The following is an 11,657-nucleotide window of genomic DNA, read 5'->3' as shown; positions in this document are numbered from 1 at the left end:
GAGCCCTCCCCAAGATCGTCTTGATACCCATGTCCGTCCATGCTGACGGCGGCCACTGACAACCGATCATGTTCAGCACCTCAACTGCACTGAGATTTAGGCGAGTTCAGGACACCGGACGCTCGGAATCGGGAAATCTGCGACATGAACACCGCGTGTCAGACAGTCCGCGCTCGGGGAGTGGCACAGGCCGAGAGACCAGTCTTCTCACCAGGGCAGTCCGGTCACACTGCCGTTGGACAGCTCCCTCGGTCAGCCGTTTTGGCGGGCACCATATCCACCGCCAACAGGCGTGCCGGTCAAGCCATTTCCTTGAAGCCCGTCGTCAGCTGCGGCGGGAATTCGGAGGAGGGAGTCGCGCAGGTCACTGCACCCCCACACGCCGCAGCAGGCAGCATGAGCCCCGCCCCCGCCAGGGTGCCTGGGCAGCGTGCCGCAGGAGTGCGCCTGGCGCGGTCCCGCACGGCGTGCGAACGGGTGCGGGACCGCGTGCCCAGCCGTCCTGTCCGAGCGGGGCGTACACGACCATACGAGCGCTCAGGCTGATGGAGCGCTCGGCGCACTGTGCGGCGGCGTCAGGTCAGCAGGCTCCAGCCGAATGGCAGAAGTCCGGTTTGCCGGGGGCATCTGCTGCCGGTCAGGGTCAAATCGGGGCTGCTGCGCTTCAATACCTGAAGAAGCCGTACGTGTTCTTCGTCAGGCACGGCAGACGCTGTGCTCCGGCCATGATCGTGGGGGTACGGTGTGGCGGTCACTTCGCTTATGGGTGATTCTGCTCGGTGTTTCGAGCGGAGCAGCGGCGGCGCTGGCGGCATCGACTTGGCTGCCGGCTGGCTGGACTGCTGTGGCTGCTGCGGCTGTGGCTGCTGTGAGCGGTATTTTCGCTGACGAGGCGAGGACCGTTCTCCAGTCGCACCGGCAGCAACGGCACGCTGCTCAGGTACGCGACAGAGGGTTGGCAGCGCGGGCGCAGCGGGTGCGGGATGTGACGGACACGATCAGCCTGGGTGTCCATCCCTCTGCGGTGCGTCGTAGCACTCGTCTTGAGTCGGACCGGGTTCCTGCTTTTGTTGAGCGTGATCAGTTCGACAAGGTGGTGCGGCGGATCGTGGAGGGGGGTTTCGTACTGATCGTGGGTGATTCGACGGCCGGCAAGTCCCGCTTGGCCTACGAAGCCATGCGCGTGGCTGTCCCCGATTTCCTGCTGCTGCAGGCGCGGCCGTCGGAGGACCTGCAGACGTTTTCCTCCACTGTGTGCGCGCTTCGGCGCTGTGTGGTGTGGTTCGACGAGTTCGACCAATTCCTGCGGGCGGGAGGCATCACCCTGCAGATGGTCAACGCCATGCTCGCCGACCCGGAACGGCAGGTGGTGCTTCTGGCGTCGATGCGCAGCAAGGAGTACGACCGGTACAGCGCGCGGCAGCGTGATGTACCGGACGCGGCTACCTGGAGAGCAGGCCGGGAAGTGCTGCTGCATGCCGCAGAACCGGTCGAGCTTGATCGTCTGTGGTCGCCGCGGGAGATCGAGCGGGCGCAAGGGGCAGGCCGGGATCCGCGTCTGAGGGCGGCAGCACAGGCCTCCGACCGCTTCGGGGTCGCAGAGGTGCTCGCTGCGGGCCCGGAACTGCTCAACGACTGGATGCACGCCTGGCAGACGGGTGAGCATCCACGCGGCGCCGCCTTGGTCGCTGCTGCCGTCGACTGCCGGCGTATGGGGGTGCACCGACCCGTACACACGTCGCGGCTGGTGGCGTTGCACGAGATCTACCTCTCGGCACGCGGCGGGGCCGTCCTGCGGCCGGAGCCCCTCGCCGATGCGCTGGCCTGGGCGACGGCTCCGGGTGCAGGGGGCCAGTAGCCTTCTGCTGCCTGACAGGACAGCTATCTGGCATTCGACTACTTGATTGGTTTCCCCGGGGCTGCCGGCCATCCCCGAACGTAGCTGGGAGATGATGCTTCCTGCCGTCTCGGCGGAAGACGCCTTCGACATCGGCTGGGCGGCCGTCGATCTGATGCGGCCAACCATCGCGCTCAAAGCTTTCGGCATCGCCCGACAGCAAGGGGTGCCGGACGCCGACTACGCGCACACCATCGCCCTGGGCAACGCAGGGCAGCCGCTGCCCGCGGTAAGCCGGCTGCGTCAGCTGCACCGGCAGCCTCTGGCCGGAATCGCCGGAGCCCTGAGGGAAGACCAGCACGCCGTCGCCCAGGGGATCAGCACCGCCTACAACTCCGGCGTCAACGAAGGCCGCATCACCCATGTCAAACTGCAAAACGCCTGATGACAGGTCGCGCCGGTGTTCCGCTCCTCCGCCACCGGGTCATTCTGATCGCTCACGTCCGCCGCCGCTATGCGGACCAGCCGACCGCGTCACCGAGATGATCTCCGCCTACAAAAATCTTGCCAGAGTCACATCAACTCGTACGCCGACAACCGGCAGCTCACCACTCCTCATGTGCTCACGTCCAGGTGACGACGCTACGCTCGTCGACAAACCCCATCAGGAACGACACATTCGTTCGTTTTCCCTTACAGGTGTCGACGGCGTGCACATGGCGTCCATTGAACACGTAGACGTCCCCGCTACGGATATCGAGGTGCATCACGTCGAACTCTTCGAGGGTCTCTGCCGGGTAGGAGAATCCCGTATGCTCGATTCCCAGGGCCCGTCGGCTATCGTCGTCGGGGCGAATGTTCCAGACGACCAAACGGCCCCCCTCCTCCTGCTCAACACACATGTTGACGGCACAGATCTCGTGGTCCGCCGCTCGCTGGATCTCGAAGCCGGCCTGCCTCGGGTCCTTGCACTGCGCCTCGTCTTCATGGGGGTCGAGAGCAAAGCTTCCTTCCTTGTCCCATGCGCGGATCAGCGCCGCGCTGGCCTGCGCACCCTCGTGCTCGGCGATACGAATGCCCGCACCGTACCGGGCGAGTTCCTCCGCCATCGCCGACCTGAACGAGTGCCAAGGAGAGTTCGGCACGTCGAGCACGTTGAGAACGGAGTCAGCCGTCTTCACGGCGTCCTCGAGATATCTCTCGGTCGACTTGTTCCAGTGGTAAGAGCCGATGCAGTACGAGGGTTCCCCGTCACGACGCAGCAGTCCCGGGCTGCCCCAGAACCGGGCCACCGTCTCCTTCTTCGCGTCCTCGGGTATCACATCGTGGAAGATCACGCCCAGCAGCCGCCCGCGCAGGACATCCATTACCAGCTCGGGGGCGAATTCATTCCGCTCTTCGAAGCGGAAGAAGGCCGAGTCTGCCTGAACACCTGTGAGTTGAAACTCTTGCTTCATGATTGAACCGCTTTCTATGCAGAATCTGCGTCGCGCTTAGAGGTTGTCCCGTATGGGGTGTGAGTTATCGGGTGAGGGCCAGGTTGTGTAGCCGGGCGATGCCGACCATGGTTTGGTGAACTCCGTTGCCCTTGAGTAAGCAGTCCCGCAGGATCTGACTCGAAAATGGCTGCGCGAGGGCAGGGTTGTTTGCCCCGGGCTCGGTGGCGGTCGGAGTTCACCGCCTCTTGCTGGGAGCTAAGACGAAGGCGAGTGCCTCCGCCCGCGGGCCCGCGGGCAGCACCACCTCCCATCCGGCCGGTGGCGGGACCGCCACCGGCCAGAGGCACTGTCCGCCCTCCGCGCTGTGCAGCACCAGGTAGGGCGCCTCGGGCTCGGCGAACGGGTCGAGGCTGGCCGCCTCGTCCTCCTCCAGCAACACCAACTCGCCCGTGACGTCCTGGTACCCGGTCACGCCGGTGCGCCCCATCCGCCGACCCGGAGCACCGAACGGGTCGGCGACGAACCACTGAGCGGCGAGCGCCGGGGCGTGTCGTGCGTCCGGTGACGCGCCGGTCACGTAGACATGTCCTGTCATGCCGGGCAGGACGGGCGCGAGGGTGTCGTCCAGCACACGCAGGCGGGGCGCGAGCGCCAGGCCGTCGCCGTCCAGTGCGGTGGCGAGACGCTTGGCCGGTTCACCTGGATTGTCCCAGCCGTCCGGCTCCCACAGGTGCGCCAGCTGGTCGGGCTGTGCCGGGAGGGCACGGCCGGCCCGGAAGTCGAATTCGCTGACCCGCGTCGAAGGCTCCGCCGACGCCCGGGCCAGGACAGCGAGCAGCCGGTCGACCAAGCCCTCGGCAGTCGCCACGTCGAACAGGTCGAGGCTGTAGTCGAGAGCGCCGCTGATCCCGTCCGGAACGGCGTCGGCCGTCCGGCGGGTCTCGAACCTGAAGGAGAGGTCGAACTTCGCGGTCGCCGTCGGGACGGCCCCGGCGGTCACGGTCAGACTCGGCAGGTCGATGTCGAGGTGCGGTGAACTGTGGAAGGCCAGCATGACTTGTACCAGCGGATGCCGACCCGCCACACGAGCCGGGTTGAGCAGCTCGACCACCTGCTCGAACGGCAGGTCCTGGTTGGCGTAGGCGGCCAGATTGGTCTCTCTGACCCGCTCGAGCAGATCGCTGAAGGCCGGGTCGCCGGAGACGTCGGTCCGCAGCACCAGGGTGTTGAGGAAGAAGCCGACCAGTCCTTCCAGCGCGCGGTCCGGCCGCCCGTTGGTGGCGGTTCCGATCGGCACATCCGTGCCGGCACCAAGCCGGCTGAGGACCACAGCCAGTGCCCCCTGCACCACCATGAACAGGCTCGTGCCGGTCCTGCGGGCCAGAAGCTGCAGCTGGCGGTGGACGTCCGCCGGAACGTCGATCGGCAGCGTCCCGCCAGCCGGGCTCGGCTCGTCGGGCCGAGCCCGGTCACGTGGCAGCGGCAGTTCGTCTGACAGGCCGGCCAGTGCCGCTGTCCAAAACCGTGCCTGCCCGGCTGCGGTGCTGGCTGCGTCGTCGGCGCCCCTAAGCAGGTCGCGCTGCCACACAGCGTAGTCGGCGTACTGCAGCGGGAGCGGTGACCACGCCGGCTCCCGGCCCGCCTGGCGCGCTGCGTACGCGGTGGCCAGGTCGCCGGTGAGCGGCAGGAACGACCAGCCGTCGCCAGCGATGTGGTGCAGGACCAGCAGCAGCGCGTGGTCCTGCGGACCCAGCGTGAAGAGCCGAGCGCGGAACGGCGGTTCGGCTCTCAGGTCGAAGGGGCGGCTGATCTCCTCGGACACGGCCGGTCCCAGCCGACCGGGACGCGTCGGCCGCGTCCGGAGGGGCGACGCGGCCGACGCTGCGGGCAACACCCGCTGATATGCCTCGCCGCCCTCTTCGGAGACGACCGTCCGCAGCACCTCATGCCGTGCGACCACGTCGACGAGCGCGGCGGACAGCGCGCTGGCGTCCAGGTCGCCGGACAGCCGTATCAGGTACGGAATGTGGTAGGCGATGCTGGAGGGGTCCATCCGGTGCAGGAACCACATGCGTGCCTGGCCGTAGGACAGTGGAAGGCGGTCCGATCGGGCAGTGGCCCGGACGGGCGAACGGTCCGGCAGGCCGACGGAGAGCGCGCGGGCCAGCCCGGAGACGGTCGGGGTGTCGAACACGTCCCGGAGGGTGATCGCCGCGTTGAGCACCGAGCGAGCCCGGTTGATCAGTCGACTCGCCAGGACGGAGTGGCCTCCGAGGTCGAAGAAGTCGTCGTCCCTCCCGACCCGTTCGGGATCCAGCCCGAGGACGTCGGCGAACAGCGTCTGCAGCACGGCCTCGTGCGGCGTCGCCTCCGCCACACGCTCGGTGGCTGTGGCCCGTGGGATCGGCTCGGGCAGCGCGCTACGGTCGACCTTGCCGTTGTGGGTGAGCGGGATGCGGTCCATGACGACGACCGCCGACGGGATCATGTAGTGCGGCAGCCGGTCCTCCAACCGTCGTAAGACGGCGTCGGGGTCCACGCCGCTGCCGGGGTGTGGCTGCACATAGCCGACCAGATGCTGGTCGGCGAATCGGTTCCGGCGGGTCGCGACCACGGCGCGGGCGACTCCCTGCTGTGCGCGTAGTGCCGCCTCCACCTCGCCGGGTTCCACGCGGAAGCCGCGGATCTGCACTTGGTCGTCGGAGCGTCCGGCCAGGACGAGGAGGCCGTCGTCCCGCCAGCGCGCCAGGTCGCCGGTCCGGTACATCCGGGTGCCGGGCGGCCCGTACGGATCGGGGACGAAGCGCTCGGCGGTGAGGCCGGGCCGGCCCAGGTATCCTCGCGCCAGGCCGGCTCCCGAGACGCACAGTTCGCCGAGGACGCCCGGCGGCACGGGCCGGGTGCCGCCGAGGACGTGGACACGGACGTTCCCGAGGGGCCGGCCGACCGGGACGGGGCCCATGGGCAAGGGGGCCGCCGGGCCAATCCGGTGGTCGGTACAGGCGACGGTCGTCTCGGTCGGGCCGTAGTGGTTGGCGATCGCCACGTCCGGGTGCCGCTCGCGCCACTCCGCCAAGGCCTCGCCGAACAGTTGCTCACCGCCTACGACGAGTGTGTCGGTCGGGGAGATGGCGGAGTCTCCGACCAGCATGGGCAGGTGGGACGGCGTCACCTTCAGCAGCGCCGGTCGCGGCAGCGACGGGGTCTGGTCGAGACCGCCGATGCGGACCCGCCCACCGGACATCAGAGGGGCGAAGAGGCTGGTGATCGTGCCGTCGAACGAGACTGACGCGTGCACGAGCGTGCTGTCGCGCGCCGCGGGGTGAGCCTGGCTGACCTGGACGAAGTAGTTCACGACGGACCTGTGCTCGACGACCACTCCGTTGGGCTCGCCGGTCGACCCCGAGGTGTAGATGACGTAGGCCGGGCACTCGGCCGTAAGCGGGGCTCTTCGGTCGCCGTCGCCGGGGTTCCTGCGGTGTCGCTCGTCGGCGGCCACGGTGCACGGGGCGTCGTCCGGGGCGTCGAGAAGGACCAGCCGCGCCGGGTGAGTGGACGGGAGGCGGCGGGCGGTAGCGGTGAGGGTGAGCAGCACGGGCGGCCTCGCGTCGGACAGCATGGCGCCGATTCGGTCGGTGGGCAGCTCCGTGTCGACTGGCAGGTACGCCGCGCCGGCCTTGAGGGTGGCCAGTAACGCGACGATCAGGTCGTGGGTGGGCGGGAGTGCGACCGCGACGAACTGCTCTGGTCCGACGCCGAGGCCAATCAGCCGCCGCGCCAACCGATTGGCCCGCGCGTTGAGTTCGGCGTAGGAGAGCTGGTGGGCCGCGGTTTCGACGGCGACGGCGTCCGGGGTCAGCGCGGCCTGCCGCTCGAACAGCTCTGGAAGCACGGACGCGTCGGGTCGACGCGCTGGCTGGTCGGCACTGCACCAGGTGGCGAGCAGCGCGGCCTCCTCGGCTGTGAGCACGTCGACGTCGCCGATCCGGGTCGCGGGCGCCGCCGCGAACCGGGTGAGCACCAGGACTAGCCGATCGAGCAGCCGTTCCGCGCTCGCGTCGGAGAACAGGTCGGTGCTGTAGGTCAGGTCGAGGTACGGTCCGTGCCGTCCGGCATCTTGCCCGCCTGCCGCCGGGGGGTCCGCGAGGGCAAGCGAGAGGTCGAACTTCGACGCCCTGGCAGCGACCGGGACCAGCTCGGCCGTGAGGCCGTCGAACCGGGCATCGGGCCAGACCGCGTCCCACGAGATCAGCATGATCTGGAAGAGTGGGTGCCGGGCCGCGCTGCGCGGGGGGTTCAGCAGCTCCACCACCCGGGAGAACGGCAGGTCCTGGTGGCGGTACGCGGCGAGGTCGGCGTCGCGTACTCGGTCGACGAGGTCGTCGAACCGCGGGTTGCCGGCCGTGTCCGCGCGCAGCACCAGCGTGTTGACGAAGAGGCCGACCATGTCCTCCAGGGCCTCGTCCGAACGTCCCGACACCGGCGTGCCCACGGGGATGTCGGTGCCGCAGCCGAGCCGGGTCAGCAGCGCGGCCAGACCGGCGTGCACCACGGTAAACAGCGTGGTGCGGTGGGCCAGCGCGAGCGACGCCAACCGGGCGCGTAGCGCGGGGTCGAGGTATCGCCGGACCGAGTGGCCGGCGCCGCTGGACGCGGTCGGCCGAGGGCCGTCCGCCGGAAGCGCGAGCTCGTCCGGGAGGCCGGCAAGGGCGTTGGTCCAGAACACCGCCTGCTCGTGAGCGAGACTGCCGGGCTTCTCCTCGTCTCCCAGAACGTCGTGCCGCCACGCGGTGTAGTCGGTGTAGTTCACCGGAAGCGGCTGCCACCGCGGTGCGGTGCCCCGGACGCGCGCGTCGTATGCCGAGGACAGGTCGCGGCACAGCGGGGTGAGCGACAGGCCGTCTCCAGCGATGTGGTGCAGGACAAGGAGGAGGGTGTGCCGTTCCTCAGCCGTCTGGAACAACCGTACGCGGACGGGAGGTTCGGCCGCCAGGTCGAACGGCTCATGGGCGGCGTCGGCGAGCGCCGACGCGAGCTGGGCCTCGGGGACGGGCTTGAGCAGTATGTCGTAGCGGACGGTCGCGGGGTCCAGGAGCTGCGGGCGCGGACCGCTGTCACCGTCGGCTATCACAGTGTGCAGCGGTTCGTGCCGCGCGGCGACGTCGGCGAACGCCGCCCGCAGCGCCTCAACGTTCAGAGGTCCGGACAGCCGGATCGCCAGCGGGATGTTGTACGCCCCGCGGGCGTCTGTCGCCTGGTCGTGGAGCCAGATTCCGCGCTGCTCATACGACAGGAGGTTCACGGCGCAACTCCTAGTCCGCGCAGAGGAGTCCAAGGCACTTCGCTTTCGCGGACCTGCGGCTCGGGCATGATGGACCGATGACTTCGCATGGTGTGAACGGCGCTCCTGTCATCGCGGTGATCAGCGGCAAGGGCGGCGTCGGGAAAAGCAGCGTGTCGGTGGCGCTGGCGAAGGCGCTGCAGCGCGCGGGGTACCGGATTGGGCTGCTGGACGCCGACATGTCTGGGCCGGACATCCCGAGGATGCTCGGGCTGCGCCGGGACGCGCCGGCCAAGGCGGTGACCGTGGCCCGCTGGATCAGCGGCCCGCAGGCGCAGATCGAGGCCATTGACGTCGACGGCATCAAAGTGGCGTCGGTCGGTTTCCTGATGAGCGGGGACCAGGTGTTCTCCGCCGGCGGCGGCATCGACCAGCTGATGCTGGGCCGGTTGCTGACGGAGACGGACTGGGGCCCGGTCGACGCCCTGGTCGTCGACATGCCGCCCGGTGTTGGCGACGTGCACCGGGCGCTGCGGGGCCGGAGCGGCGCGCTCGCGGCGATCGTCGTGGTGACCCCGGCCGAGCTCTCCCACCTGGACTCCACGCGCGCGCTCAGCATGCTGGAGGTGAACCGGATACCCGTCCTGGGCGGTGTGGAGAACATGGCCTACCTGGTCTGCCCCTGCTGCGGCGAGCGGAGCGAACTGCACCCGGCGCCACCGCAGGAGCGGACCATCTGGGCCAAGGGGGTCCGCAAGCTGGTGAGTCTGCCATTCCGCCCGGGCGCCGGCCCTACGGACGAGGACCTTTCCGACGTGGTCAAGGCGGCGGTCCGGCACATCGACCATCAGAACTTCTCCTGACACAACCCGTCCGTCAAGCTAGTTCGAAGACGAACGACCCGGCGGGCGTGTCCAGGAAGTGTGTCCGGCGCAGCTCCCAGCCCGCCTCCGGAAAGACGCTCCGCCACTCATCGAGGGACGGGATGTAGGCGCCCATCAGGGCGTGCCCGACCTCGTACCCGAGGGAGAACACCGGCATCGCGCCGCGGCCGGACCCGGAGGTGCGGGCCGTGTCTCCGAGCAGGAACCGCCTGGCCCGCGGGAACGCCGCCCGCAGCTGTCGCAGGGACGCCACGCAGTTCTCGCGCGGCCAGAAATCGTGCCCCATCATGAAGCAGGTGAGGAGTTCCACGTCGGCGAACTCCAGTCGTGGTGTCAGGGCGCGGACGTCACCGTGCATGAAGGACAACCGGTCGCCGACTCCCGCCTCGGCGGCGTCGCTCCGGGCCAGGTCCAGCGCCGCTGGTGCGATGTCGATGCCGAGCCCGCGCGTCTCCGGGTGGCGCCGCAGGATCTGCGTGAGCCGGCTGCCGCCGCCGCATCCCAGGTCGACAACGAGGGAGAAGTCGAAGTCCAGGGCGTCCATGGCGGCCCAGAAGGCCGGTTTGAAGAACTCCGCGTCGATGTCGGCGCAGGCTCGGCTGATCGCTTCGGCGTCGCGGCGGTAGAACCGCCCGGTGCGGTTGCCGTTGCGCATCACGTCGGGCATGGCGGTGAACAACTCGGCGCTGCCTCGGCACAGCCAGTGGAAGAGGGCCTTGGTGCGGTAGGTCTCGTCGAATGCCAGCCCCGGCCGGACGGTGCGCCTGCCGTCGCTGTCGGCTGTGCCGCCGTTTCCGTCGTTGCCGTTCCGCTCGTACTGCACGACGCCGACGGCGGCGAGGGCGGCGATCATGGCCTCGGTGGAGGGGCGGTTCAGGTCGTGCCGTTCGGCGAACTCCGGGGCGTCGAGTCGGCCCTTCTCCCGCAGTTCGTCGAGGACGCCGACCTCCCATGCTGCGGCGATCGACCAGGCCGCGACTGCGGAGTTGAAGATGTGCGCCACGTCCGCGGCCTGCTGCCGCTCCGCTCCTTCTGTGTCCGCCCGGCTCTCTGCGCCGTGTGCAGCCGCTGACATCCGCGACCTCTCCTTGCTGCCGTCGAGTCGACCTACTGAACTGCCCTTGCCGTGGGTCACACGAGCGCCCGAGAGTGCGGTCCATGGCGACGGCCCGCGGAGGCCCGGAGGTCGGCGCTGATGTTGATGCGGCGCAGCCAGCGGTCGGTGCCGTCGAAGCGGGCGGTGAAGGGCCTGCGGCCGTGCACGGCTCGCTTGTTGTCGATGACTAGCAGGTCGCCGCTGCCGAGGGCGATGTCCTGCATGGTGCGGTGGATCTCAACCCCGATCCGCCGCAGGGCGCGCTCGGCCTCCGGGTCGTCGAGTTCGTCCGGCATGAATGCCGGGTCGATGCGGATGAACGGGAAGCGGCGGTCCCCGGACAGCACAGCGATCCGTTTCGGCCGCGTGGACATGTCGGTGATCCGGGCGAAGGCAGCGGTCACGTAGTCGCCGCTGTCCGTTCCGCTGGTGGCCTCGTTGAACTCTGCGGTGTGCGACTCGTCCGGAAGGATCATGTACCGCTCCTCAAAGAGCAGGTCGCGGATGTTCTCGTCGAGTTCGAGAAGCTGGACCGGGGCGAACATGGTCGGAGCCCGGTACGGGTTGCGCAGTCCGAGCAGCATGATCCAGTCCGCCCTGTAGGGGTGGAAGGCGTCCTCGGTGTGCCACTCCAATTCGGTCTCGGAGCTGGACCCGAGCTGGGTGTTCTCGTGGCCCGGCACCGGGAACACGTCGAGCATCAGCTTCCCTCGCTGTTGTGTGGCGAACGAGAAGGGGTCACCCAGGAGCGAGGCGATCAGCAGCAGCAGCGCGCTCGCCCGCGCGGACTCCGCGGTGTCGGACTCCGCGGTGGCGACGGTCGGCGTCGGCCCGAGGGCGCTCTCGTCGACCGGCAGCCCGGACAGGAGCACGCCAGCGGCGGGCACGTCGTCGGCCAGCCGGAACCCGGTCAGCAGGTTCCGTAGCCGGATCGGCAGGTCGTGCGCGCGCACGGCGAATTCGGTCAACCGGTGTTCGGGGGCCGTGTTCCGTTCGACGCCCAGCTCGTCGGCGAGAGCACGGATCTGTGCGGCTTCTTCCGGGGTCACGCGCATCCGCAGCACGCTGTCGGTGTCGGAGTCGGCGGGCATCGTGGTGGTGTTGGTGTGGCTCGTCATCA

The 11,657-nt window shown here is 69.1% G+C and carries 7 protein-coding genes and 1 pseudogene; 3 read left to right on the top strand and 5 right to left on the bottom strand.

Going from position 1 to position 11,657, the window contains the following annotated elements; translation table 11 throughout:
• Positions 1 to 985: 985 nt before the first annotated feature.
• Together CRP49_RS36285 and CRP49_RS47550 are read left to right on the top strand one after the other, a co-directional pair.
• Positions 986 to 1,858: a hypothetical protein gene (locus CRP49_RS36285; protein ID WP_143670070.1), complete on the top strand. Its 873-nt coding sequence runs from the start codon at positions 986 to 988 to the stop codon at positions 1,856 to 1,858.
• Positions 1,859 to 1,949: 91 nt separating this feature from the next.
• Complete coding sequence (locus CRP49_RS47550) at positions 1,950 to 2,282, top strand: hypothetical protein (protein WP_218892988.1); 333 nt, start codon at positions 1,950 to 1,952, stop codon at positions 2,280 to 2,282.
• Positions 2,283 to 2,460: 178 nt separating this feature from the next.
• On the opposite strand, the gene CRP49_RS36275 is transcribed toward CRP49_RS47550, so the two are convergent.
• The 3 genes and pseudogenes from CRP49_RS36275 to CRP49_RS36270 form a co-directional block, all read right to left on the bottom strand.
• Positions 2,461 to 3,294, bottom strand: coding sequence for a hypothetical protein (locus tag CRP49_RS36275; protein ID WP_097257121.1), 834 nt, complete (start codon positions 3,292 to 3,294; stop codon positions 2,461 to 2,463).
• A gap of 64 nt (positions 3,295 to 3,358) precedes the next feature.
• Positions 3,359 to 3,451 (bottom strand): annotated as a pseudogene (locus tag CRP49_RS49320) (IS5/IS1182 family transposase); the annotation flags it as partial.
• A gap of 60 nt (positions 3,452 to 3,511) precedes the next feature.
• Positions 3,512 to 8,578, bottom strand: coding sequence for a non-ribosomal peptide synthetase (locus CRP49_RS36270; protein WP_179851865.1), 5,067 nt, complete (start codon positions 8,576 to 8,578; stop codon positions 3,512 to 3,514).
• A 77-nt stretch (positions 8,579 to 8,655) separates the two neighbouring features.
• Between CRP49_RS36270 and CRP49_RS36265 the strand changes: the two genes are divergently transcribed.
• Positions 8,656 to 9,420 carry a P-loop NTPase gene (locus CRP49_RS36265; protein WP_097257119.1) on the top strand — a complete coding sequence of 255 codons (765 nt, stop codon included), beginning with the start codon at positions 8,656 to 8,658 and terminating at the stop codon, positions 9,418 to 9,420.
• A gap of 13 nt (positions 9,421 to 9,433) precedes the next feature.
• Here the strand turns inward: CRP49_RS36265 and CRP49_RS36260 are convergent, their stop codons facing one another.
• On the bottom strand, positions 9,434 to 10,516 hold the full coding sequence (locus CRP49_RS36260; protein ID WP_097257118.1) for a class I SAM-dependent methyltransferase: 1,083 nt from the start codon (positions 10,514 to 10,516) through the stop codon (positions 9,434 to 9,436).
• 56 nt (positions 10,517 to 10,572) lie between these two features.
• Positions 10,573 to 11,655 carry a guanitoxin biosynthesis L-enduracididine beta-hydroxylase GntD gene (gene gntD, locus CRP49_RS36255; RefSeq protein ID WP_097257117.1) on the bottom strand — a complete coding sequence of 361 codons (1,083 nt, stop codon included), beginning with the start codon at positions 11,653 to 11,655 and terminating at the stop codon, positions 10,573 to 10,575.
• Positions 11,656 to 11,657: the final 2 nt, after the last annotated feature.

This window comes from Streptomyces sp. Ag109_G2-15 (genome assembly GCF_900215565.1).
GTDB lineage: Bacteria > Actinomycetota > Actinomycetes > Streptomycetales > Streptomycetaceae > Streptomyces > Streptomyces diastatochromogenes.
The sequence above is the reverse complement of the archived record's forward strand: the minus strand, read 5'-3'. Positions and strand labels throughout refer to the sequence as shown.